This window comes from Candidatus Pantoea rara, assembly GCF_051136265.1.
GTDB lineage: Bacteria > Pseudomonadota > Gammaproteobacteria > Enterobacterales > Enterobacteriaceae > Pantoea > Pantoea rara.
Map to the genome: position 1 here is coordinate 3,189,771 of NZ_CP194942.1, position 25,018 is coordinate 3,214,788.

The 25,018-nt window shown below is 54.0% G+C and carries 19 protein-coding genes, 2 tRNA genes and 3 rRNA genes; 9 read left to right on the forward strand and 15 right to left on the reverse strand.

The annotated features are described in order from the left end of the window. Positions 1 to 173 precede the first annotated feature (173 nt). Entirely contained in the window at positions 174 to 1,076 is a 903-nt protein-coding gene (yafC, locus tag ACR8BF_RS15260; protein WP_434745221.1) for a DNA-binding transcriptional regulator YafC, read from the forward strand. Between the two features lie 144 nt (positions 1,077 to 1,220). Here yafC and ACR8BF_RS15265 read toward each other — a convergent pair. The 6 genes from ACR8BF_RS15265 to gmhB form a co-directional block, all read right to left on the reverse strand. Further along, positions 1,221 to 1,297, reverse strand: a tRNA-Asp gene (locus tag ACR8BF_RS15265). An 87-nt stretch (positions 1,298 to 1,384) separates the two neighbouring features. Beyond that, positions 1,385 to 1,500, reverse strand: a 5S ribosomal RNA gene (gene rrf, locus ACR8BF_RS15270). Between the two features lie 92 nt (positions 1,501 to 1,592). Next, positions 1,593 to 4,501: ribosomal RNA gene (locus ACR8BF_RS15275) — 23S ribosomal RNA — on the reverse strand. Between the two features lie 231 nt (positions 4,502 to 4,732). Next, positions 4,733 to 4,807: transfer RNA gene (locus ACR8BF_RS15280), tRNA-Glu, on the reverse strand. Between the two features lie 88 nt (positions 4,808 to 4,895). Then, a 16S ribosomal RNA gene (locus ACR8BF_RS15285) occupies positions 4,896 to 6,436 on the reverse strand. The 16S, 23S and 5S rRNA genes sit together here with 2 tRNA genes alongside, the layout of an rRNA operon. A gap of 406 nt (positions 6,437 to 6,842) precedes the next feature. Continuing rightward, a complete protein-coding gene (gene gmhB / locus ACR8BF_RS15290) occupies positions 6,843 to 7,403 on the reverse strand; it encodes a D-glycero-beta-D-manno-heptose 1,7-bisphosphate 7-phosphatase (protein WP_179897816.1) in 561 nt (186 codons plus the stop codon). Between the two features lie 189 nt (positions 7,404 to 7,592). Here gmhB and metN point away from each other — a divergent pair, with 189 nt between their 5' ends. The 6 genes from metN (at position 7,593) to proS (ending at position 13,156) form a co-directional block, all read left to right on the forward strand. After that, positions 7,593 to 8,624 (forward strand): methionine ABC transporter ATP-binding protein MetN, encoded by a 1,032-nt coding sequence (gene metN / locus ACR8BF_RS15295; protein WP_434745222.1) that lies wholly within the window; start codon positions 7,593 to 7,595, stop codon positions 8,622 to 8,624. Further along, positions 8,617 to 9,270: a methionine ABC transporter permease MetI gene (locus ACR8BF_RS15300; RefSeq protein ID WP_031375299.1), complete on the forward strand. Its 654-nt coding sequence runs from the start codon at positions 8,617 to 8,619 to the stop codon at positions 9,268 to 9,270. The genes metN and ACR8BF_RS15300 overlap by 8 nt, the downstream gene beginning before the upstream one ends. Before the next feature lie 34 nt (positions 9,271 to 9,304). Further along, a complete protein-coding gene (locus ACR8BF_RS15305) occupies positions 9,305 to 10,120 on the forward strand; it encodes a MetQ/NlpA family lipoprotein (RefSeq protein WP_090964440.1) in 816 nt (271 codons plus the stop codon). 128 nt (positions 10,121 to 10,248) lie between these two features. Next, positions 10,249 to 10,647, forward strand: coding sequence for an Rcs stress response system protein RcsF (gene rcsF / locus ACR8BF_RS15310; RefSeq protein ID WP_434745223.1), 399 nt, complete (start codon positions 10,249 to 10,251; stop codon positions 10,645 to 10,647). After that, a complete protein-coding gene (gene tsaA, locus ACR8BF_RS15315) occupies positions 10,644 to 11,348 on the forward strand; it encodes a tRNA (N6-threonylcarbamoyladenosine(37)-N6)-methyltransferase TrmO (RefSeq protein WP_179897810.1) in 705 nt (234 codons plus the stop codon). Before rcsF ends, tsaA begins: the two co-directional genes overlap by 4 nt. Positions 11,349 to 11,437: 89 nt before the next feature. Further along, on the forward strand, positions 11,438 to 13,156 hold the full coding sequence (proS, locus tag ACR8BF_RS15320) for a proline--tRNA ligase (protein ID WP_434745224.1): 1,719 nt from the start codon (positions 11,438 to 11,440) through the stop codon (positions 13,154 to 13,156). 41 nt (positions 13,157 to 13,197) lie between these two features. Here the strand turns inward: proS and arfB are convergent, their stop codons facing one another. After that, complete coding sequence (arfB, locus tag ACR8BF_RS15325; protein ID WP_434745225.1) at positions 13,198 to 13,608, reverse strand: alternative ribosome rescue aminoacyl-tRNA hydrolase ArfB; 411 nt, start codon at positions 13,606 to 13,608, stop codon at positions 13,198 to 13,200. A 217-nt stretch (positions 13,609 to 13,825) separates the two neighbouring features. On the opposite strand from arfB, the gene ACR8BF_RS15330 reads away from it, so the two are divergent. Next, positions 13,826 to 14,026, forward strand: coding sequence for a YaeP family protein (locus ACR8BF_RS15330; RefSeq protein WP_010254172.1), 201 nt, complete (start codon positions 13,826 to 13,828; stop codon positions 14,024 to 14,026). Continuing rightward, positions 14,013 to 14,273 carry a Rho-binding antiterminator gene (gene rof, locus ACR8BF_RS15335; RefSeq protein WP_010254167.1) on the forward strand — a complete coding sequence of 87 codons (261 nt, stop codon included), beginning with the start codon at positions 14,013 to 14,015 and terminating at the stop codon, positions 14,271 to 14,273. Before ACR8BF_RS15330 ends, rof begins: the two co-directional genes overlap by 14 nt. A gap of 40 nt (positions 14,274 to 14,313) precedes the next feature. On the opposite strand, the gene ACR8BF_RS15340 is transcribed toward rof, so the two are convergent. The 8 genes from ACR8BF_RS15340 to lpxB all read right to left on the reverse strand — a co-directional run bounded on the left by ACR8BF_RS15340 (position 14,314) and on the right by lpxB (position 25,018). Further along, a complete protein-coding gene (locus ACR8BF_RS15340) occupies positions 14,314 to 14,622 on the reverse strand; it encodes a cytochrome c (protein WP_314985589.1) in 309 nt (102 codons plus the stop codon). Next, positions 14,619 to 15,938 carry a tRNA lysidine(34) synthetase TilS gene (gene tilS, locus ACR8BF_RS15345; protein ID WP_434745226.1) on the reverse strand — a complete coding sequence of 440 codons (1,320 nt, stop codon included), beginning with the start codon at positions 15,936 to 15,938 and terminating at the stop codon, positions 14,619 to 14,621. The genes ACR8BF_RS15340 and tilS overlap by 4 nt, the downstream gene beginning before the upstream one ends. A 52-nt stretch (positions 15,939 to 15,990) precedes the next feature. Continuing rightward, the gene (locus tag ACR8BF_RS15350) at positions 15,991 to 16,380 is read right to left on the reverse strand and encodes a VOC family protein (protein ID WP_179897796.1); all 390 of its coding nucleotides are present in this window, start codon (positions 16,378 to 16,380) and stop codon (positions 15,991 to 15,993) included. A 64-nt stretch (positions 16,381 to 16,444) separates the two neighbouring features. Further along, entirely contained in the window at positions 16,445 to 18,595 is a 2,151-nt protein-coding gene (locus tag ACR8BF_RS15355) for a lysine decarboxylase LdcC (protein ID WP_292985639.1), read from the reverse strand. 172 nt (positions 18,596 to 18,767) lie between these two features. Further along, entirely contained in the window at positions 18,768 to 19,724 is a 957-nt protein-coding gene (gene accA, locus ACR8BF_RS15360) for an acetyl-CoA carboxylase carboxyl transferase subunit alpha (RefSeq protein WP_003852630.1), read from the reverse strand. Positions 19,725 to 19,736: 12 nt separating this feature from the next. Beyond that, a complete protein-coding gene (gene dnaE / locus ACR8BF_RS15365; RefSeq protein ID WP_434745227.1) occupies positions 19,737 to 23,219 on the reverse strand; it encodes a DNA polymerase III subunit alpha in 3,483 nt (1,160 codons plus the stop codon). Between the two features lie 31 nt (positions 23,220 to 23,250). After that, positions 23,251 to 23,877 (reverse strand): ribonuclease HII, encoded by a 627-nt coding sequence (gene rnhB, locus ACR8BF_RS15370; RefSeq protein WP_434745228.1) that lies wholly within the window; start codon positions 23,875 to 23,877, stop codon positions 23,251 to 23,253. Continuing rightward, complete coding sequence (gene lpxB / locus ACR8BF_RS15375) at positions 23,870 to 25,018, reverse strand: lipid-A-disaccharide synthase (protein ID WP_434745229.1); 1,149 nt, start codon at positions 25,016 to 25,018, stop codon at positions 23,870 to 23,872. The genes rnhB and lpxB overlap by 8 nt, the downstream gene beginning before the upstream one ends.

The window sequence follows — 25,018 nt, forward strand, 5'->3', positions numbered from 1 at the left end:
CAGAATTCATCACGCTTTTGCAGCATAAAGCAGCCCTTTTAAGTTCGCTAAGCAAAACGAGGCAGATCGGGAGACAACATTGAGGTTGTCATCATCGAGGACTCTGGGCTGGTTATAACAATATTATCGGCTATAAACTGACTGAATGACCACGTCACTAGCAGGGAGGAAGAATGAAGGCATCTTCTGACGAACTAAAAGTGTTTGTCAGCGTAGTAGAAAGTGGAAGTTTCAGTCGCGCTGCTGAACAGTTGAAGATGGCAAACTCTGCCGTCAGCAGGACCATTAAAAAACTGGAGAGCAAGCTTGGTATCGCTCTACTGACCCGCACAACGCGGCAACTGGCCTTGACTCAGGAGGGCGAACGCTATTTCCGCCACGTTCAGCGTTTTTTGCAGGAGATGACGACTGCAGAAAGCGATTTGATCGAAAGTCTGCAGGCGCCGAAAGGACTCCTGCGGGTTGATGCCGCGACACCCGTCATTCTGCATTTGCTGATGCCGATGATTAAGCCCTTTCGTCAGCGCTATCCTGAAGTGACTATTTCTTTAATTTCCTCAGAGAGTTTCATCAACCTGATTGAGCGAAAAGTCGATATCGCCATTCGTGCCGGCAATCTGACTGACTCTACTCTGCGCGCCCGGCTGTTGTTCAACAGCTTTCGCAAGGTGGTTGCTTCACCCGCCTATCTCCGTGAACATGGGATACCGCGTACGGTCGCTGAGCTGGATAACCATTACTGTCTTGGCTTTGATGACTCTCCAAAACTCAATCGCTGGCCCGTCGCCCGTGAAAGTGGCGAACTCTATGATATTAACTGGGCTCTCTCCTCTAACAGCGGAGAGACGATTAAGCAGCTCTGCCTTACCGGTAATGGCATTGCCTGCCTGTCGGATTATATGATCGATAGTGAGGTAGCAGAAGGAACACTGATGGAAGTGCTGGCCGATCAGCGTCTGCCAGTCGAGATGCCCTTCAATGCAGTTTACTATAGCGATACTGGCGTGAGCCAGCGTGTGCGGGCTTTCATCGATTTTCTTAGTAAGTGGACAGCTGAGCAGCCGTGGCGCACCTGACATCTTCAGGGGCAGGCCTTGTCAGGGTCTGCTACTACCCTATGGTCCTGAAGATCGAATAGAATTTCAGCGCGGGTAATTTTCCGGGTAAATTTGCTGCAATGGAAAAAGCCCTGACCGTTAAGTCAGGGCTTTCCAATTAAGTGGCGGAACGGACGGGGCTCGAACCCGCGACCCCCTGCGTGACAGGCAGGTATTCTAACCAACTGAACTACCGCTCCACCGATTCTTTCACAGCGCTCAGCAACCGGCTGAGAGCCGTCTGTTCCTGTTATTTTCCCTGTCAGAGGAAAAGGAACGAATTTGATGCCTGGCAGTTCCCTACTCTCGCATGGGGAGACCCCACACTACCATCGGCGCTACGGCGTTTCACTTCTGAGTTCGGCATGGGGTCAGGTGGGACCACCGCGCTAAAGCCGCCAGGCAAATTCTGTCTCCGCGCCGCCCGTTAAGGCCGCGCAGATTATCCGGTACAAGGCTGAAAATCGTGTCTCTCAAAAACGCCTCTGGCGTTGTAAGGTTAAGCCTCACGGGTCATTAGTACCGGTTAGCTCAACGCATCGCTGCGCTTACACACCCGGCCTATCAACGTCGTAGTCTTCAACGTCCCTTCAGGACTCTCAAGGAGTCAGGGAGAACTCATCTCGGGGCAAGTTTCGTGCTTAGATGCTTTCAGCACTTATCTTTTCCGCACTTAGCTACCGGGCAATGCCATTGGCATGACAACCCGAACACCAGTGGTGCGTTCACTCCGGTCCTCTCGTACTAGGAGCAACCCCCCTCAATTCTCCAGCGCCCACGGCAGATAGGGACCGAACTGTCTCACGACGTTCTAAACCCAGCTCGCGTACCACTTTAAACGGCGAACAGCCGTACCCTTGGGACCTACTTCAGCCCCAGGATGTGATGAGCCGACATCGAGGTGCCAAACACCGCCGTCGATATGAACTCTTGGGCGGTATCAGCCTGTTATCCCCGGAGTACCTTTTATCCGTTGAGCGATGGCCCTTCCATTCAGAACCACCGGATCACTATGACCTGCTTTCGCACCTGCTCGAGCCGTCACTCTCGCAGTCAAGCCAGCTTATGCCATTGCACTAACCTCACGATGTCCGACCGTGATTAGCTGACCTTCGTGCTCCTCCGTTACTCTTTAGGAGGAGACCGCCCCAGTCAAACTACCCACCAGACACTGTCCGCAGCCCGGGTAACGGGCCTACGTTAGAACATCAAACATTAAAGGGTGGTATTTCAAGGTTGGCTCCACGCGAACTGGCGTCCGCGCTTCAAAGCCTCCCACCTATCCTACACATCAAGGCTCAATGTTCAGTGTCAAGCTGTAGTAAAGGTTCACGGGGTCTTTCCGTCTTGCCGCGGGTACACTGCATCTTCACAGCGAGTTCAATTTCACTGAGTCTCGGGTGGAGACAGCCTGGCCATCATTACGCCATTCGTGCAGGTCGGAACTTACCCGACAAGGAATTTCGCTACCTTAGGACCGTTATAGTTACGGCCGCCGTTTACCGGGGCTTCGATCAAGAGCTTCTCCTTGCGGATAACCCCATCAATTAACCTTCCGGCACCGGGCAGGCGTCACACCGTATACGTCCACTTTCGTGTTTGCACAGTGCTGTGTTTTTAATAAACAGTTGCAGCCAGCTGGTATCTTCGACTGGCTTCGGCTCGGGGAGCAGGTCCCTCCACCTACGCGCCAGCGTGCCTTCTCCCGAAGTTACGGCACCATTTTGCCTAGTTCCTTCACCCGAGTTCTCTCAAGCGCCTTGGTATTCTCTACCTGACCACCTGTGTCGGTTTGGGGTACGATTCTGTGTTACCTGATGCTTAGAGGCTTTTCCTGGAAGCTGGGCATTTATCACTTCAGCACCGTAGTGCCTCGTCGTCACGCCTCAGCGTTAATAAGGGACCGGATTTACCTGGACCCTCCGCCTACACGCTTAAACCGGGACAACCGTCGCCCGGCCGATATAGCCTTCTCCGTCCCCCCTTCGCAGTAACACCGAGTACAGGAATATTAACCTGTTTCCCATCGACTACGCCTTTCGGCCTCGCCTTAGGGGTCGACTCACCCTGCTCCGATTAACGTTGAACAGGAACCCTTGGTCTTCCGGCGAGCGGGCTTTTCACCCGCTTTATCGTTACTTATGTCAGCATTCGCACTTCTGATACCTCCAGCAGCCCTCACAGGCCACCTTCGACGGCTTACAGAACGCTCCCCTACCCAACAACACATAGTGTCGCTGCCGCAGCTTCGGTGCATGGTTTAGCCCCGTTACATCTTCCGCGCAGGCCGACTCGACCAGTGAGCTATTACGCTTTCTTTAAATGATGGCTGCTTCTAAGCCAACATCCTGGCTGTCTGTGCCTTCCCACATCGTTTCCCACTTAACCATGACTTTGGGACCTTAGCTGGCGGTCTGGGTTGTTTCCCTCTTCACGACGGACGTTAGCACCCGCCGTGTGTCTCCCGTGATAACATTCTCCGGTATTCGCAGTTTGCATCGGGTTGGTAAGCCGGGATGGCCCCCTAGCCGAAACAGTGCTCTACCCCCGAAGATGAGTTCACGAGGCGCTACCTAAATAGCTTTCGGGGAGAACCAGCTATCTCCCGGTTTGATTGGCCTTTCACCCCCAGCCACAGGTCATCCGCTAATTTTTCAACATTAGTCGGTTCGGTCCTCCAGTTAGTGTTACCCAACCTTCAACCTGCCCATGGCTAGATCACCGGGTTTCGGGTCTATACCCTGCAACTTAACGCCCAGTTAAGACTCGGTTTCCCTGCGGCTCCCCTATACGGTTAACCTTGCTACAGAATATAAGTCGCTGACCCATTATACAAAAGGTACGCAGTCACCCTGATAAATCAAGGCTCCCACTGCTTGTACGTACACGGTTTCAGGTTCTGTTTCACTCCCCTCGCCGGGGTTCTTTTCGCCTTTCCCTCACGGTACTGGTTCACTATCGGTCAGTCAGGAGTATTTAGCCTTGGAGGATGGTCCCCCCATATTCAGACAGGATACCACGTGTCCCGCCTTACTCATCGAGCTCACAGCGCGTGTGCTTTTGTGTACGGGAGTATCACCCTGTACCCTGCGACTTTCCAGACGCTTCCACTAACACACATGCTGATTCAGGCTCTGGGCTGCTCCCCGTTCGCTCGCCGCTACTGGGGGAATCTCGGTTGATTTCTTTTCCTCGGGGTACTTAGATGTTTCAGTTCCCCCGGTTCGCCTTGCAGCACTATGTATTCATGCTGCAATGATGCACAGAGTGCACCGGGTTTCCCCATTCGGACATCGACGGCTGTAGCGGTTCATATCACCTTACCGTCGCTTTACGCAGATTAGCACGTCCTTCATCGCCTCTGACTGCCTGGGCATCCACCGTGTACGCTTAGTCGCTTAACCTCACAACCCACAGGCGTTTTACAACGCTTGTAAGTCACGAGCATTTGAGAGACTCGAACGCATCGTGCTTTTCATTCTTATTACGGAGAATGAAAACGACGCGTCGTTTCAATTTTCAGCTTGTTCCGGATTGTTAAAGAGCAAATATCTCAAACGCGCCACGGCTGCTTACGCAACCAGAACGGTTTTGAGATACTGTATGGAGACACCTTTCACCTGTCACCAAGCAGGTGGCGTCCCCTAGGGGATTCGAACCCCTGTTGCCGCCGTGAAAGGGCGGAGTCCTAACCGCTAGACGAAGGGGACACGATCGTGTCACGACTTCGCAGCCGTCCTGCTCATTACTTTTTATCAGACAATCTGTGTGGACACTGCGCGGGAAGGTATCTTCAGGTAAGGAGGTGATCCAACCGCAGGTTCCCCTACGGTTACCTTGTTACGACTTCACCCCAGTCATGAATCACAAAGTGGTAAGCGCCCTCCCGAAGGTTAAGCTACCTACTTCTTTTGCAACCCACTCCCATGGTGTGACGGGCGGTGTGTACAAGGCCCGGGAACGTATTCACCGTGGCATTCTGATCCACGATTACTAGCGATTCCGACTTCACGGAGTCGAGTTGCAGACTCCGATCCGGACTACGACGCACTTTGTGAGGTCCGCTTGCTCTCGCGAGGTCGCTTCTCTTTGTATGCGCCATTGTAGCACGTGTGTAGCCCTACTCGTAAGGGCCATGATGACTTGACGTCATCCCCACCTTCCTCCGGTTTATCACCGGCAGTCTCCTTTGAGTTCCCGACATTACTCGCTGGCAACAAAGGATAAGGGTTGCGCTCGTTGCGGGACTTAACCCAACATTTCACAACACGAGCTGACGACAGCCATGCAGCACCTGTCTCACGGTTCCCGAAGGCACTAAGGCATCTCTGCCGAATTCCGTGGATGTCAAGAGTAGGTAAGGTTCTTCGCGTTGCATCGAATTAAACCACATGCTCCACCGCTTGTGCGGGCCCCCGTCAATTCATTTGAGTTTTAACCTTGCGGCCGTACTCCCCAGGCGGTCGACTTAACGCGTTAGCTCCGGAAGCCACTCCTCAAGGGAACAACCTCCAAGTCGACATCGTTTACGGCGTGGACTACCAGGGTATCTAATCCTGTTTGCTCCCCACGCTTTCGCACCTGAGCGTCAGTCTTTGTCCAGGGGGCCGCCTTCGCCACCGGTATTCCTCCAGATCTCTACGCATTTCACCGCTACACCTGGAATTCTACCCCCCTCTACAAGACTCAAGCCTGCCAGTTTCAAATGCAGTTCCCAGGTTAAGCCCGGGGATTTCACATCTGACTTAACAGACCGCCTGCGTGCGCTTTACGCCCAGTAATTCCGATTAACGCTTGCACCCTCCGTATTACCGCGGCTGCTGGCACGGAGTTAGCCGGTGCTTCTTCTGCGGGTAACGTCAATCGACGCGGTTATTAACCGCATCGCCTTCCTCCCCGCTGAAAGTACTTTACAACCCGAAGGCCTTCTTCATACACGCGGCATGGCTGCATCAGGCTTGCGCCCATTGTGCAATATTCCCCACTGCTGCCTCCCGTAGGAGTCTGGACCGTGTCTCAGTTCCAGTGTGGCTGGTCATCCTCTCAGACCAGCTAGGGATCGTCGCCTAGGTGGGCCATTACCCCGCCTACTAGCTAATCCCATCTGGGTTCATCCGATAGTGAGAGGCCCGAAGGTCCCCCTCTTTGGTCTTGCGACGTTATGCGGTATTAGCCACCGTTTCCAGTGGTTATCCCCCTCTATCGGGCAGATCCCCAGACATTACTCACCCGTCCGCCACTCGTCACCCAAGAGCAAGCTCTCTGTGCTACCGTCCGACTTGCATGTGTTAGGCCTGCCGCCAGCGTTCAATCTGAGCCATGATCAAACTCTTCAATTTAAGTTTGATTTGCTTAAACAAGTTAAGCGGTGCTCATCTGTAAAACGTCATAATGAATTTCATTATGTGTTCACTCGTGAGGCTTGATATATTTTTTACGTCCGGAGACGCTGATATCAATCCTGCGAGTGCCCACACAGATTGTCTGATAAATTGTTAAAGAGCAGTGCGAACAGTGCGTTAGCGTCCTGTCGCGAGGTGGCGTATATTACGCTTTCCTCCTGCAGAGTCAACCTCTATTTCAGAAGTTTTTCTCCGGCGGCGCAGTCTCCTGTGCCTCTCAGCCCGTTTCCCGTTGCCGGTGTTCCGTGTTGATGGAGGCGCATTATAGGGAACGGCTGAGAGAGCGCAAGTGCAAACTTCAACTTTTTTACTGTTCGCCTGAAATTTGCACAAAAGCGCCGTTTTAACCCTTTTTAATGCGTCCTGGCAGCTCTGCAAGGCTATTAATTACCCAATCTGCTGCCGCTTCACCTTCAGCCGTGACCGGTTTACCGCTGCGTACCAGCACTTTGGTGCCAACACCGGCAGCCTTACCGGCCAGCATGTCTTCCAGCTTGTCACCCACCATATAAGAAGCAGCCATATCAATATGCAGTTCTTCCTGCGCCGTCAGCAACATTCCCGGCTGGGGCTTACGGCAGTCACACTCCTGACGAAACGCTTCTACTGTTGCTTCGGGATGGTGAGGACAGAAATAGATGCCATCAAGATCAACGTCGCGATCGGCCAGCGACCAGTCCATCCATTCAGTCAGCCGCATAAAGGTATCTTCGGTAAACATACCGCGCGCTATGCCAGACTGATTGGTCACAACCACCAGCGCATATCCCATTGCCTTCAGTTGTTGCAGCGCTTCAATCGTGCCGTCAATAAACTGGAAGTCATCGATCTCATGGACATAGCCATTATCGACATTAAGGGTGCCATCACGATCAAGAAAAATAGCGGGGACTTTATTCGCCACGTAGAAACTCCTGCTGTAAAAATTGCCAATCAGTATCGCATGATTGCTATAAAAGGGAGAATGTCAGATTGAATCACTTCCATTGATTTAGACGTCTGGATGCCTTAACATCCATCCAGCTTTTATCATGAATAAAAGCGACGAGGCCTCCCACACCACGGACAACGCAACACAATAATAAATAACATAATGATTAAACTAGAAAATATCACCAAGTTGTTTCAGCAAGGCACGAGAAGTATTCCGGCGTTAACGGATGTGAGTCTGCATGTGCCTGCCGGACAGATTTATGGCGTTATCGGCGCGTCCGGTGCCGGTAAAAGTACATTGATTCGTTGCGTTAACCTGCTGGAGCGCCCAACTTCGGGCCGCGTGCTGGTCGATGGAGCTGATTTAACCGCACTCAACGAACGTCAGTTAACCCAGGCCCGCCGCCAGATCGGAATGATCTTTCAGCATTTCAACCTGATGAACTCCCGGACCGTCGCAGGCAACGTCTCTCTGCCACTGGAACTCGGTAATCTCTCCCGCGCTCAGATCAACGCTCGCGTCACTGAGCTGCTGGAACTGGTGGGATTATCAGATAAGCATGATGCGTGGCCCGCCAATCTGTCGGGCGGACAAAAGCAGCGTGTCGCGATTGCCCGTGCCCTGGCCAGCAATCCCAAGGTCCTGCTGTGTGATGAAGCCACCAGCGCACTGGATCCCGCGACGACGCGCTCAATTCTGGAATTGCTTAAAGACATTAATCGCCGGCTTGGCCTGACAATTCTGCTGATCACTCATGAGATGGATGTGGTGAAACGCATCTGCGATCAGGTTGCAGTCATCAGTCATGGTGAGCTGATAGAGAAAGATAGCGTCAGTGAGGTTTTCTCGCATCCCAAGACGCCTTTGGCACAGCAGTTTATTCAGTCAACGCTGCATCTGGATATCCCGGATGATTACCAGCAGCGTCTGTCTGACACCGCCGCTGAAGGCACCGTGCCTCTGCTGCGACTGGAGTTCACCGGTAAATCGGTTGATGCACCGCTGCTTTCCGAAGCGGCTCGCCGGTATAACGTCAATAACAACATTATCAGTGCCCAGATGGATTACGCCGGTGGCGTGAAGTTCGGCATTATGCTGGCCGAAATGCACGGCACAGAGGGCGATACCCGCGAGGCGATAGCCTGGCTGAAGGAGAATCATGTGAAAGTAGAGGTGTTAGGTTATGTCTGAGGCGATGATGTGGTTGCTGGGACGGGGCGTGTGGGAAACGCTGATGATGACCTTCGTCTCGGGCTTTTTCGGTTTTGTGCTGGGACTGCCGGTCGGCGTTTTACTCTATGTGACACGGCCTGGACAGATTCTTCAGAATCAGGGGCTTTATCGCGTGCTTTCTGCGCTGGTGAATATTTTCCGCTCGATTCCTTTCATTATCTTACTGGTCTGGATGATTCCGTTTACCCGCGTGATCGTCGGCACCTCAATCGGACTGCAGGCGGCCATCGTGCCATTAACAGTCGGCGCAGCGCCATTTATTGCGCGTATGGTTGAAAACGCCCTGCTGGAACTGCCAACCGGCCTGATTGAAGCGTCACGTGCTATGGGCGCCACGCCAATGCAGATCATCCGTAAGGTTCTGCTGCCGGAAGCGATGCCAGGCCTGGTGAACGCGGCGACCATCACGCTGATTACGCTGGTCGGTTACTCCGCCATGGGTGGCGCGGTGGGTGCAGGTGGCCTGGGACAGATCGGTTATCAGTATGGTTATATCGGATATAACGCCACTGTGATGAATACGGTATTGGTGTTGTTAGTGGTTTTGGTGTATCTCATTCAATTCTGTGGCGACCGCATCGTGCGTGCTGTGTCCCATAAATAAGCAAGCAATATCACATTATTAAGAAGGAAAGGATATGTCTTTCAGATTCAAGAAAATTGCCGCTGTGGGTGCACTGATTGGCGCGATTGCGCTGGCAGGATGCGATCAAAAAGAGAAAGACCCTAACCACATCAAAGTGGGCGTGATTGTCGGTGCTGAGCAGCAGGTTGCTGAAGCAGCGCAGAAAGTAGCTAAAGATAAGTATGGTCTGGACGTTGAGCTGGTCACGTTCAACGACTACGTTCTGCCAAATGAAGCGCTGAGCAAAGGCGATATCGATGTTAACGCCTTCCAGCATAAACCTTACCTTGATCAGCAGATCAAAGATCGTGGCTACAAGCTGGTTTCAGTGGGTAATTCTTTCGTCTACCCAATCGCAGGCTATTCGAAGAAGATCAAATCACTGGATGAACTGCAGGATGGCGCGCAGGTTGCTATTCCAAACGATCCGACCAACCTGGGCCGTACGCTGCTGCTGCTGCAGAAAGTGGGTCTGATCAAACTGAAAGATGGCGTGGGCTTGCTGCCAACCTCGCTGGATATCACCGAGAACCCTAAGCATCTGAAAATTGTTGAGCTGGAAGCGCCGCAGCTGCCACGCTCACTGGACGATCAGCAGATCGCACTGGCGGTGATCAACACTACCTACGCCAGCCAGATTGGCCTGACGCCAGCGAAAGATGGCATTTTCGTCGAAGATAAAGATTCACCTTATGTGAACCTGATTGTCGCGCGTGAAGATAATAAAGATGCCGAAAACGTGAAGAAATTCGTCAAGGCTTACCAGTCTGATGAAGTCTACGCAGAAGCTAACAAAGTCTTTAACGGCGGCGCGGTTAAAGGCTGGTAATTTAGCTGTACATCTCCTTAAGGGCGGCGCTATGCCGCCCTTTCTGTTATTGGGTGCCCTGCCCGACTTGTTATTTATTCTTGTCCTTGTTTCAATAACGCCACTTTTTGAAACCTGAGGATGTTGCCATGCGTTTTTTACCGCTCTGCTTGTTAGCATTGATGCTGACAGGGTGTGTTCATGAGTATCACCCGATAAGCAGCGCACCGTCCCGGCCGCAGCAATCCAGTGAACCGACCCGCAAGCCTGTAGCGCGACCCGCCCCGGTTAAGCTCTATACCGATGCCGCCGATCTGGTCAGCAAGCCGTTCCGCGATTTGGGTGAAGTCTCCGCTGAAGATTGTCAGAGCAGCAATCAGAACTCCCCGGCCAATATCGCGACAGCACGTAAACGTCTGCAGATCAAAGCGTCACAGATGAAAGCCAATGCAGTGCTGCTGCATCAGTGTGAAATCGTCACCGGCACGCCAGGCTGCTATCGTCAGGCCGTCTGTCAGGGTTCAGCGCTGAAAGTCAGCAATCAATGAGTGCGTTCACCTTTGCGCAAATTGGGGTAATCCATTCGCCGTGGAAAGAGAAGTTTGCCGTGCCGCGCCAGCCCGGTTTGGTCCAGGATGGCGGCGGCGAACTTCATCTGCAGCCACCTTACAATCAGCCGGAAGCAGTACGCGGACTGGAAGCGTTCAGCCATCTCTGGTTGCTGTTTGTATTCCATCAGACGATGGAAGGTGGCTGGCGTCCCACCGTTCGCCCTCCCCGTCTGGGCGGCAATGCGCGCATGGGTGTATTCGCGACACGTTCAACGTTCCGTCCCAATCCCATTGGGATGTCGCTGGTTGAACTGAAAGGAATCAGGATTGAGAAACAGCAGGTGATCCTGCAGCTTGGCAGTCTGGATCTGATCGATGGAACGCCGGTGGTGGATATCAAACCTTATCTGCCTTTTGCCGAAGCGCTCCCTCACGCCGAGGCGGGTTTTGCGCAGACGGCACCTGCGGCTGATATGCCGGTTCGCTTCTCCGACCTGGCCCAACAGCAACTTCACCAGCAGTCACGCTACCCCAATCTGGCACGCTTTATCAGTGAAGTGCTGGCACAGGATCCCCGCCCCGCTTACCGTCAGGGCGAAACGCAGGAGCGGGAATATGCGGCCTGGCTGATGGATTTTAATGTACGCTGGCGCATCGACGATGCCGGTACTGAAGTGATCGCTATCGACCCGCGTTAAAACCCGCTTTTGAGCCGGTGATCTCACTGGTACACTAGCCGCCAGCAAAATTCTGTCTGTGATTTTCCGATCAACTGGAACCGTAATCAATGCGTACTACTCAATATCTGCTCTCTACTCAGAAAGAGACGCCTTCCGACGCTGAAGTGATCAGCCACCAGCTGATGCTGCGCGCCGGTATGATCCGCAAACTTGCTTCTGGCTTGTACACCTGGTTACCGACCGGGGTTCGCGTGCTGAAAAAAGTTGAAAACATCGTGCGTGAAGAGATGAACAACGCGGGCGCGGTTGAGATTTTAATGCCGGTTGTGCAGCCCGCCGACCTGTGGCAGGAGAGCGGTCGCTGGGAGGAGTATGGCCCGGAACTGTTACGGATTGCCGATCGCCACGAGCGTCCGTTCGTGCTGGGTCCGACGCATGAAGAGGTGGTCACTGACCTGATCCGCAACGAGCTGAGCTCTTATAAGCAGTTGCCGCTCAATCTGTATCAGATTCAGACCAAATTCCGTGATGAAGTGCGTCCGCGTTTTGGTGTGATGCGTTCGCGCGAATTCATTATGAAAGACGCTTACTCGTTCCACACTTCACAGGCGTCGCTGCAGGAAACGTATGACGCGATGTACCATGCCTATAGCCAGATCTTCAGTCGTATGGGGCTCGATTTCCGCGCCGTGCAGGCTGATACCGGCTCTATCGGCGGCAGCGCATCACATGAGTTCCAGGTGCTGGCTCAGAGCGGTGAAGATGATGTGATCTTCTCTACCGATTCTGATTATGCCGCCAACATTGAGCTGGCCGAAGCCGTCGCTCCCGCTGGCGAACGTGCCGCGCCGTCACAGGAGATGCAGCTGGTTGAGACGCCTGACGCAAAAACTATTGCGGAGCTGGTTGAGCAATTCAATGTGCCTGTTGAAAAGACAGTGAAAACGCTGATTGTTAAAGGTGCCGAAGAGAGCGGTCACGCGCTGGTTGCCCTGCTGGTGCGCGGCGATCATCAGCTGAATGAGATCAAAGCAGAGAAATCAGCCATCGTTGCATCGCCGCTGGTCTTCGCGACTGAAGAAGAAATTCGCGCCGCCGTCGGTGCGGGTCCGGGTTCAATCGGGCCTGTGGGTCTGCAGATGCCAATCATTGCCGACCGTACCGTGGCGAAGATGAGCGATTTCAGCGCTGGTGCCAATGTCGATGGTAAACACTACTTCGGCATTAACTGGGAGCGTGATCTGCCGCTGGCCAGCATTGCGGATATCCGTAACGTGGTCGAAGGCGATTTAAGTCCGGATGGCAAAGGTACGCTGCAGATTAAACGCGGCATCGAAGTCGGGCACATCTTCCAGCTCGGTACTAAGTATTCTGACGCACTGAAAGCATCCGTTCAGGGTGAAGACGGCCGTAACCAGGTGATGAGCATGGGCTGCTACGGTATTGGCATCACTCGCGTGGTGGCGGCAGCCATTGAGCAGAACCATGACGACCGCGGCATCATCTGGCCAGCCGCACTGGCACCTTTTGAGGTGGCAATTCTGCCAATGAACATGCAGAAATCGTTCCGCGTTAAAGAGCTGGCGGAAGAGCTGTATGCCACACTGCGTGCCAAAGGCGTTGACGTTATTCTGGATGACCGTAAAGAGCGTCCGGGCGTAATGTTCGCAGATATGGAACTGATCGGTGTGCCACACACCATCGTCATCGGCGACCGCAATCTCGATAATCAGGAGATTGAATATAAGTCACGTCGTGCTGGTGAGAAGCAGATGATTAAGCAGGACGAAATCGTCGATTTCCTGCTCAAGGCTCTGAATAAGTAAGTTCTTAGCGTTACTCAAATGCCCCGCCTGCGGGGCGTTTTTTATTGTACCTTGCCGCGCATCAATTTGGTCGAACTGCGGCGGGCTTTTCCTTCCAGACGACGCTCTTTCGAAGCCCGTGTCGGCCGCGTGGCGCGCCGGGCTTTTTCAACGGTACTCAACTCCCGGATCAAATTGACCAGACGTTGCAGCGCCGCCTCACGATTCATCTCCTGACTGCGGTACTCCTGCGCCTTAATCACCACGACGCCCTCAACAGTAATCAAATGGTGGCTGGCGGTGAGCAACCTCTCTTTATAAAACGCAGGCAGTGAAGAGGCAGCAATATCGAAACGCAGATGGATAGCGGTGCTGGCTTTGTTGACATGTTGTCCGCCTGCGCCCTGAGCACGAATCGCCGTCAGCTCGATCTCACTCTCCGGAATCTCAACCGAACGGGATAGCATAATCATTGGCTTGCTCCCCACACCTTAACCACGTTGACCTCCGATAACCTGTTCATCAAATTAACCTTTTGTGCTCTGATTCATTCCGCTTCAGACAGCGGAATCTGTTACTTTAGCAGTGTTTCACGCACGGTTCCTGCTTTACACAAGCTGATTTCCTCTAAATGGCTATGATATAGTCGCCAGTTAACCAGAGTATTCATGCTCTGCCGAGGAGGGCCACGTGCAAAATTATTGTGAGTTAGTTCGCCGGAAGTATGCCGAAATCGGCAGCGGGGATTTAGGTTACATACCGGATGCGATTGGCTGCGCATTGAAGGCACTTAATGATGTTGCCGCAAATACTGAGCTAAACTCTTCTGTCAGGGAACAGGCGGCCTATGCCGCTGCTAACTTATTGGTGAGCGACTATGTTGATAAATGAAGCGTACCAACCTATCAATTGCGATGATTACGATAATCTGGAACTCGCCTGCCAGAACAACTGGATGCTTTCGCTGGAAATGAAAGATGGCGAGCAGCTTAAGGCAAAGGCTAAAGAGATCTTTTCACGAAAAAACGTGGAATATCTGGCTATCGATCTCTCTGGTGAACATCGCGAATTACGTCTCGACCATATCGCCAGTTTTACCCATCCAGAGTTGGGTACAGTCGTTGTCAGCGCAGAGTAAGACACGCATCACGGGCGGGACCTTCCCGCCCTGTTAAACCTCAGGGCTGCAACGAACTGTAATATGCCGCCAGATCTGCTATATCGCCTTCACTCAACCCCGCCACAAACGCCTTCATCACCTCAGCCTGACCCCCACTGCGCTCGCCCTTTTTATACGCCTGCAGCGCATGTTCCAGATAAGGTGCGTGCTGCCCGGCCAGATTGGGGTAAAGAGGCACCACCGCTTTTCCCTCTGCACCATGACAGGCTATGCAACGCCCAGCTTTCTGCGCCCCACGCTGCGCATCACCCGCAGCCCACGCCGGTAACACAACCGCCACTAAACAGGCGACAAGCCATTGCTTCATTGTTGTTCTCCTGCGCTGGATGCCCTGTCCCAGACTATCTGCCAGCCCTGCTCATCACTGGCCGCGCCAGCATGGGTAACAAACAGATTCGGAACACAGATCAGCGTCTGGTTATAAAAGATTAACGGCAACCGTTCTCGCTGCCACGGCGGTATCTGTAACTCCTGCCAAAGCTTTTTCATTTCCCTTCCACCATGACGCCCCACCGGATGAACGTTACCCTGCGCCTGAAATCGCACGCTGACCTGCTCATCAGGCTGAGGATAGCGCAGCAGGCTTTGCGACTGGCTGGCACGCAGCGTGCCCAGGTTCTGCGGTAACGTTAGCGGCTGGAAGAGATCGAGCCATGCCAGCTCGTTGCCACGCAATGAACTCAGCAACGGCAGCCAGTAGAGTTGCTGACGGTAACGACGGAGTTCAGACTGACCGAATCGCAGCCGGGGCTGCGCGTCCTCCCGACTCACCATCACTTCATCGCGAATGCGTTTCAGCGCGTCACGGGATGGCATCGCTCCCCCCTGCCCGGCAATCCAGCGGCGCAATAACGCATTAGCACGCAGCTCACTCATGGCCATCAAGGGCGGAAAGTGCAGGCTGCCATCTGGCTGGATGAGCTCAGCCAGTTGGCCGGCGAGCAGTTCATCCAGTAACTGCTCCTGCTCACTGCACAACGCCGCACTTCGGGCTGTCGCTTCGGCAAAATGGGGCCAGCGCTGGTATAACTCAGGCAACAGCCGCTGACGGAGGAAATTACGGTCATAGCGTTGATCCTGATTGCTTTCATCCTCAATCCACACCAGCTGATGGGCGTCGGCATAAGTTTCAAGCGACAGTCTAGACTGATTCAGCAGCGGACGTATCAGTTGATGAGAATCCAGCGCACGCACGGCGGGCATCGCCGCCAGCCCGGCCGGACCACTGCCGCGCTTCAGCGCCAGCATAAAAGTTTCACACTGATCGTCGAGGTGCTGCGCGGTGAGTAACACTTCGCCCGGCTGCAGTGCCGCACTCAGTGCCTGATAACGGGCGACGCGGGCAGCGGCTTCAATGCCGTTTTCCCTGCCATCCACCGTGACGCGCAGTACCTCACACGGCAGCTGCCACTGCTCGCATACCGACAGGCAATGTGCTGCCCAGCGGTCGGCATTCGGGCTGAGCCCGTGGTGAACATGCAGCGCACGCAGATGTGAATGAGAATGCTGTGCCTGCCAGTCACGAAGCTGATGCAGCAGCACTGTTGAATCGAGTCCGCCACTGAAGGCGACCACCAGCGCGGCATCAGGTTGCAACAGAGCGTCAAAAGCGGGCAAAGGCATGGCAGAATCCAGAAAATCGGGCCACTGTATGTCGCCCGCTGAGTGCGCTATTTTACGCCTGATAAAGCTCCAGCGGCAAACCATCCGGATCGGCAAAAAACGTACATTGTTTACCGGTCAGTTCATCGATGCGAATCGGCTCGCAGATTACGCCTTTACTGGCCAGCGTGGCGACAGCGGCGGCTACATCCGGCACGGTAAAGGCCAGATGACGCAGGCCACACGCTTCAGGATGACTGACACGCGCTGGCGGCTCAGGAAAAGAGAACAGCTCAATGGTATAGCGATCCTGTAAGGCCAGGTCGCCTTTCCAGGAGTCGCGCGCCTCACGGTAATATTCGCCCATCAGACGAAAGCCCAGCACGTCACAATAGAACGCTTTGCTGCGCGGATAGTCGGAAGCGATGATGGCGATGTGGTGAATAGCGGTTAACTGCAACATAGTGAATATCCTGATTCGGGCAGGCTGTCCGCAGAAACCCTGCCGCTGTTGGTCGTTTAAAGGTTTATGCGGGATCGTTTTTCAGCACGCGGACGCGGTACTCGCCTTCTTCCGTCAGGCTGGCACCGTGAATATCCGTTTCGAAACCCGGATAATGCCGGCCAATACTGCACAGCATCAGCAGGAAATCGAGCACGGCACGGCTCTTTTCGGTGATCATCTCTCCCGGCATCACCAGTGGAACGCCTGGTGGATAAGGCAGGATCATGTTGGCTGATACCCGCCCGACCAGTTCACTGAGATCCACCGTTTCGATGTTGCCCTTCACCTGTTGCTGAAACGCCTGATGCGGCGTCATCTTCATTTCGGGCAGCACATCAAACGCCTGCAGCATCAGACGCGGCAAATCGTGATGGCGGATCAGCTGATGGATCCCCTGCGCCAGCGTCTGAATGCGCATATTGCGATAGAAGTCGGGATCTTCGGCATAGAGATCCGGCAGCATATTCTTCACCCGCAGATTGAGATCGTAGGCGCGTTTAAACTCGGTCAGACCGCGCAGTACGCTCATCGCTTTAGTTTTGTCGATGCCGATACTGAACAGGAACAGCAGGTTGTAGGGGCCCGTTTTCTCTACCACGATGCCGCGCTCATCAAGAAACTTCGCCACCAGCGCCGCCGGGATCCCCTCGTCTGCCATCTCTCCCAGCTCGCTCATACCCGGCGTCAGGATAGTGACTTTGATCGGATCGAGGTACATGTGATCGCGATCGGCCTGAGTAAATCCGTGCCACTCTTCTTCACCGGGCTGGATCGCCCAGCACTGCGCTTCGTCGATCTGTTCCGGCTGCCAGATATCGAAGAACCAGCTGTCGGACTCTTCGCGCAGGCGCTGGATCTCACGACGAAAATGCAGCGCGCGCTCCACCGAGCGATTGATCAGTCGCTTGCCGGGATTACCGCGCAGCATCGCCGCAGCAGTTTCAATCGAAGAGACAATGGCGTAATTAGGCGAAGTGGTAGTGTGCATCATGTAGGCTTCGTTAAACGTCTGTTCGTCGTAGTCGCCTTTAATGTGAATCATGGACGCCTGCGAAAACGCCGCCAGCAATTTGTGGGTCGATTGCGTTTCATACACCACTTTTCCCGGTATGCGGTCACCACTCATGCCGCTTTTACCGGCGTAGATCGGATGGAAATTAGTGTAAGGCACCCAGGCAGAATCGAAATGAATCGACGGCACATCCAGCGTCTCTTTGATGTACTGGGTGTTGTAGAGCAGACCATCGTAAGTGGAGTTGGTGATCACCGCATGAACCGGCCAGGTGCCGCGCTCTGTCGTCGCCACCTTCTGCGTAATACTCTCGCGGGTAAATTCATGCTTTGGGATACCGCCAAGAATCCCCAGCGCATTGCGCGTCGGCTTCAGCCAGATCGGAACCAGATCGCTCATCATCAGCAGATGAGTTAGCGACTTGTGGCAGTTACGATCGATCAGCACAGTGCTGCCCGCTGGTGCGGCATACATGCCGACAATTTTGTTCGACGTTGAGGTGCCGTTGGTCACCATGTAACTCTGCTCGGCGCCAAAAGTACGAGCGATGTACTCTTCGGCTTCAAGATGCGGACCCGTGTGATCCAGTAGCGACCCCAGCTCAGTAACGGAAATTGAGATGTCTGACTTCAGGGTATTGGCCCCGAAGAAATCATAAAACAGGCAGCCTACCGGGCTCTTCTGAAACGCGGTGCCCGCCATATGTCCCGGCGTACAGAAGGTGTACTTGCCCTCTTTCACATAGGTGAACAGCGCTTTGGTCAGCGGTGGCGTAATGTGGTCAAGATAGTCATCGGTATACTGCCGGATGTGCAGCGCAATATCGTCGGCAGCATTCAGCGCATACTCAAAGAAGTGCAGCGGCATGCGCATCTCATTGATGCTGATGTCCATCTGCGAGTGGGTGTTGATAAAGGCATACAGTGGCAGGTATTCGTTGAGCTGATTAATCTCACCGCACAGTTCCGGACTGTTGTGCGTGTCCCAGTCGAAGATGACACCGCTGATACGCGGATTGTGTTCGATTAGTTTAAGCAAATCGTCACTGTTTTTCGGGTAAAGCAGCTGGAAGCCTTGCAGATTTAACGCCGCGTCGAGTTCGCGTAACGGTTCATCTTTGTAAAACACGCCGTGCGCGCCCATGATCGCCAGAATATTCAATGCCCATCTCCGTGATTGTTGTGCAACCGGACAAGCATAACCGCTAACCAGGGGAAGGTGTAGCAAGGGGACGATCGGATGAGACTGAAAGGCCTCGGACAGGATGCAGAGAAAAACGGCGGCATAAAAAAAGCGGACCGGAGTCCGCTTTTGTTGATGAGGCTAGGCTAAATCAGGCGTAGCCGTAGCTCATCAGGCGCTGATAACGACGATCCAGCAGCTCTTCAGTGCTTAATCCATCGAGATCGGCCAGGTCAGCCAGCAGCTGCTGCTTAAGTGACTGCGCCATATCAACCGGACGGCGATGTGCGCCACCCAGCGGCTCAGGGATCACTGAGTCAATCAGCTTCAGCTCTTTCAGACGGTGAGCGGTAATGCCCATCGCTTCAGCAGCCAGCGGCGCTTTGTCTGCGCTTTTCCACAGAATCGAGGCACAGCCTTCCGGCGAGATCACTGAATAGGTGCTGTACTGAAGCATATTCACTTTATCGCCCACGCCAATCGCCAGCGCACCACCTGAACCGCCCTCTCCAATCACCGTACAGATGACCGGTACTTTCAGGCCAGACATTTCACGCAGGTTACGGGCGATCGCTTCAGACTGCCCACGCTCTTCCGCGCCCACACCAGGATACGCACCCGGTGTGTCGATGAAGGTGATGATTGGCATTTTGAAACGCTCAGCCATCTCCATCAGGCGCAGCGCTTTGCGATAGCCTTCCGGTGCAGGCATGCCGAAATTACGGCGAATCTTCTCTTTGGTTTCACGGCCTTTCTGGTGCCCGATGATCATCACCGGACGTCCATCAAGACGCGCAATCCCGCCCACAATCGCTTTGTCATCCGCATAAGCACGGTCGCCTGCCAGCTCATCGAAATCGTCGAAGGCATTGCGAACGTAGTCAAACGTGTAAGGACGTAACGGATGACGCGCCAGTTGAGCAATCTGCCATGCGCCCAAATCGGCGAAGATTTTACGGGTCAACTCAACGCTTTTCTCACGCAGACGCTGAACTTCTTCATCCAGATTAACGTGTTTATCATCCTGACGACCAATTGAGGTCAGCGAATCAATCTTCGCTTCCAGTTCTGCAATTGGCTGTTCAAAATCCAGGTAATTAAGACTCATAATGTTCCTGTTCTAGTCAAACTCCAGTTCCACCTGCTCCGATCCAATCAACGAGCGCAGATCGTTAAGTAAACGATCGCTGGGCGAAACTCGCCACGCTGCACCAAAGCGCAGCTTCGCTCGCGCGTCGGCTCTCTGATAGTAGAGATTCACCGGAATAGTCCCTGATCGATGAGGTTCCAGGGACTGACGGAGCCGGTTTAATAGCTGGTCATCAATTTGCCTGTCCGTCAGCGAGATAGCAAGTCCGCGCGCGTATTTTTCGCGAGCTTCGTCGATGTCCATGACTTCACGAGCGGTCATTTTAAGCCCACCACTGAAGTCATCAAAGCTGACCTGTCCGCTAACGATCAGGATTCGGTCTTTCTCCAGCAACTGCTGGTATTTATCTAACGCATCGGTAAATAACATCACCTCAAGACGACCGGAGCGATCGTCAAGAGTACAAATACCAATTCGGTTGCCGCGTTTGGTGACCATTACCCGTGCGGCGATCACCAGACCGGCCGCCACTGTAATTTTACCCCGATCGGTTGGATGCATATCTTTCAGCCGCACCCCGCCAACGTAACGCTCAATTTCTTTCAGATACTGATTAATCGGATGGCCGGTAAGGTATAGCCCCAGCGTTTCCCGCTCGCCATCCAGCTGCACCTGTTCAGGCCATGGCGCGACGCTGGCATACGACTTCTCAACCTGCTCAGGCTCTTCTGCCAGCACGCCAAACATATCCGCCTGGCCAATCGCTTCGGCTTTCGCATGCTGATCGGCGGCTTTTAACGCGTCACTGAGTGAACTCATCAGCGCCGCACGATGCGGTCCAAGGCGATCAAATGCCCCGGACATGATCAGCTTCTCCATCACCCGACGGTTGATCTTTTTGGTGTCGGTACGGGCGCAGAGATCAAACAGCTCGCGGAAATAGCCGCCTTCATTACGGGCATCAATGATTGCTTCGATCGGGCCTTCACCCACGCCTTTGATCGCGCCGATTCCGTAGACGATCTCACCCGCGTCATTGACGTGGAAGGGATAAAGACCGGAGTTAATATCGGGCGGCAGGACTTTCAGCCCCATCCGCCAGCACTCATCGACCAGACCAACCACTTTCTCGGTGTTATCCATATCGGCGGTCATTACCGCCGCCATGAATTCTGCCGGATAGTGCGCTTTCAGCCACAGCGTCTGGTAGGAAACCAGTGCGTAAGCCGCAGAGTGTGACTTGTTAAAGCCATAACCTGCAAATTTTTCTACCAGATCGAAGATCTTCATCGACAGTTCGCCGTCGATACCCATGCTTTCGGCGCCGTCACGGAATACGGAACGCTGTTTGGCCATCTCTTCGGGTTTCTTTTTACCCATGGCGCGACGCAGCATATCTGCACCACCCAGGGTGTAACCGGAGAGAACCTGGGCAATCTGCATCACCTGTTCCTGATAGAGGATGATGCCGTAGGTTGGCTCCAGCACTGGCTTCAGACTTTCGTGCTGCCACTGGATATCAGGATAAGAGATCGCTTCACGGCCATGTTTACGGTCGATGAAGTTATCTACCATGCCCGACTGGAGTGGACCGGGACGGAACAGCGCCACCAGTGCGATCATATCTTCAAAGCAGTCAGGCTTCAGACGCTTAATCAGGTCTTTCATGCCGCGCGATTCAAGCTGGAATACCGCAGTGGTTTCCGAGCGCTGTAGCATGTCGAAACTTTTCTTATCATCCAGCGGGATAGAAGCGATGTCGATCGGCTCCAGACCCTGCTTTTCCCGGCGCGGATTGATCATCTTCAGTGCCCAGTCGATGATCGTCAGCGTACGCAAACCCAGGAAGTCGAACTTCACCAGGCCAGCATATTCCACGTCATTTTTATCGAACTGGGTGACCGGGAACTGCCCATGCTCATCGCAGTAGAGCGGCGCAAAATCGGTGATCTTCGTAGGCGCAATGACCACGCCACCTGCATGTTTACCGGCGTTACGCGTAACCCCTTCCAGCTTACGCGCCATGTCGATCAGCGCTTTAACCTCTTCATCTGCGTCATACATCGCAGGAAGCTGCGGTTCAGCGATAAACGCTTTTTCCAGCGTCATGCCGGGATCGGGTGGGATCAGTTTTGAAATGCGATCGACAAAGCCGTAAGGATGACCCAGCACACGGCCCACATCGCGGATGACTGCTTTGGCCGCCATGGTGCCGAAGGTAATAATCTGGGAAACCGCTTCACGTCCATACATATCTGCGACGTGTTCGATCACCTGATCGCGCTTCTCCATGCAGAAGTCGACGTCAAAGTCGGGCATCGAGACACGTTCCGGGTTCAGAAAACGTTCGAACAGCAGGTCAAATTCCAGCGGATCGATATCGGTGATTTTCAGCGCATAGGCCACCAATGAACCAGCACCGGAGCCACGACCCGGCCCGACCGGCACGCCGTTATCTTTGGACCACTGGATGAACTCCATTACGATCAGGAAGTAACCAGGGAATCCCATCTGGTTAATAACGGTGAGCTCAATCTCCAGACGCTCATCATATTCCGGACGTTTCTCCAGACGTTCAGCTTCGTCCGGGAACAGGAACGCCAGACGCTCTTCCAGGCCCTCACGGGATTTCACCACCAGATAATCTTCAGTAGTCATGTCGCCGGTCGGGAACTGCGGCAGGAAATACTCGCCCAGTCGCACCGTCACGTTACAACGCTTAGCAATCTCTACGCTGTTTTCCAGCGCTTCCGGGATGTCCGAAAACAGCTCACACATCTCCTCTTCGCTGCGCATATATTGCTGAGGACTGTAGTTGCGCGGACGCTTGGGATCATCCAGCGTATAGCCATCATGAATGGCAACACGAATTTCATGCGCATCGAAGTCTTCTGCATTGATAAAACAGACTTCATTGGTGGCAACGACCGGTATCCCCTCTGCGATCGCCAGTTCAACTGCCGCATGCAGATAGCTCTCTTCGTCCTGACGACCGGTACGAATCAGCTCCAGATAGTAGCGGTCGGGAAAATGCTGCTGATAAAACGAAAGACACTGCGAAACCAGGGCATTGTTGCCGCGCAACAGGCTGCGACCCACATCACCACGGCGTCCACCCGACAGCAGAATTAATCCTTCCTGCAATTCAATCAGCCAGTCGCGATCAATGATGGGGCCGTCGACGCCATAACCACGCTGATAGGCGCGGGAGATCAGCAGCGTCAGATTCTGATATCCAATATTGCTGGATGCCAGCACAGTAAGCTGTGTCAGTTCATCGCCCATCAGCTCACTGGCAACGTTGAAATCAGCACCAATGACCGGCTTTATCCCTGCGCTGTGTGCACCACCGTAAAATTTCACCAGGCCACAGAGGTTAGTGAAGTCGGTAATCGCTATCGCAGGCATGCCAAGGGCTGCCGCCTTCTTGATCAACGGCCCGGTTTTCGCCAGGCCATCAACCATAGAATAGTCACTGTGGACACGCAGATGTATAAAACGGGGTTCAGCCATATCAGTTTCCGGTTAAAACAGCGTCAGGCTATTAAAGCGTAAGGGTCTGGCGGGCAGCCAGTACTTCAGCATCGAGCAGCGCATTGCGTACGGGCGCAAAACTGCGACGGTGGTGCGGCGTGACGCCATATTGCGTCAGTTTTTCCATATGCAGCGCCGTCGGATAACCTTTGTGCTGCGCAAAACCATACTGCGGGAACAGCAGGTCCAGTTCGGCCATTTCCCGATCACGCGATACTTTGGCGATGATCGATGCCGCACTGATTTCGGCAACCAGGCTATCCCCTTTGACGACGGCCTGAGAAGGCATAGCCAGTGCCGGGCAACGATTTCCATCAATCAACACATAGTCGGGCTGAATACTCAGGCCAGCAACGGCACGCTGCATCGCCAGCATGGTAGCGTGAAGAATGTTGAGCTGATCGATTTCTTCGGGTTCTGCACGCCCCAGACTCCATGCCAGCGCTTTCTCTTTGATTTCGTCGTACAAGGCCAGGCGGCGTTTTTCCGACAGCTTCTTCGAGTCAGCCAGGCCGGTAATCGGGTTTGCCGGATCGAGGATCACAGCAGCAGTGACCACCGCGCCGACCAGCGGACCACGACCCACTTCGTCCACTCCGGCAATCAGTCTGGCGACAGGATAAATAAAATCAGGCATTCACCAGCTCCAGTACCGCATCCGCTGCCTGCTCATCGGCGTTCCAGCGGATCTGTTGATGTAATTCATGAAACGTCTGCAGCAATGTTTCGCGCTCGGGTCCGGTATGCAGCAGCGGATCTAATGCCGCGGCCAGGGCTTCAGGCTGGCACTCATCCTGCAGTAACTCGTTGACCAGCTCTCGCCCTGCCAGCAGGTTTGGCAGCGAGACGTAAGGCGTTTTCACCAGCCGTTTAGCCAGCCAGAAAGTGGCCGGCTTCATGCGATACCCGACGACCATGGGGCATTTTGCCAGCATGCACTCCAGTGCGGCAGTACCGGACGCCAGGAGTGCGGCATCGCTCGCAATCATTGCTTCACGTCCCTGACCATCCAGCAGATGCATCGGCAGCTCGGGAGCGACTTCGGCTTTGATCTTCTCAAACTGTTCGCGGCGACGCGCGTTAACCAGCGGCACCACAATTTCCAGCGCCGGATAGTGACGACGCAACAATTGAGCTGTTTTAAGGAAATCAGCGCTGAGCATTTCCACTTCCGCACCCCGGCTGCCGGGCAGCAGGGCCAGACAGAGCGCATCATCGGCAATGTTGAGATGACGGCGTGCAGCCAGTTTATCAGGTTGCAGCGGCATGGCATCCGCCATGGTGTGACCGATAAAGCGGCAGGGAACGTTATAGCGATCGTAGAAGGCTTTTTCAAACGGCAGGAAGGCGAGCACCAGATCGGTGTTACGACCAATCTTAAACACGCGTTTTTGACGCCATGCCCACACTGATGGACTGACATAGTGGATAGTGCGAATGCCCGTTTGTTTGAGATTGCCTTCCAGCGTGATATTAAAATCGGGCGCATCAATGCCGACAAAGACATCAGGTCTGAGTTCGGTAAAGCGCTGCGTGAGATCACGGCGGATTGTCAGCAGACGTCGCAGGCGACCCAGCACCTCAACGATGCCCATTACCGCCAGCTCTTCCATCTCATACCAGGCTTCACACCCTTCTGCCTGCATCAGTGGTCCCGCCACGCCGACAAAGCGTGCATCAGGGTGGCGGGTTTTGAGGGCTCGAATCAGACCTGCACCAAGAATATCGCCGGAGGTTTCTCCGGCGACCAGGGCAATCGTTAAAGGACGCGCTGACAT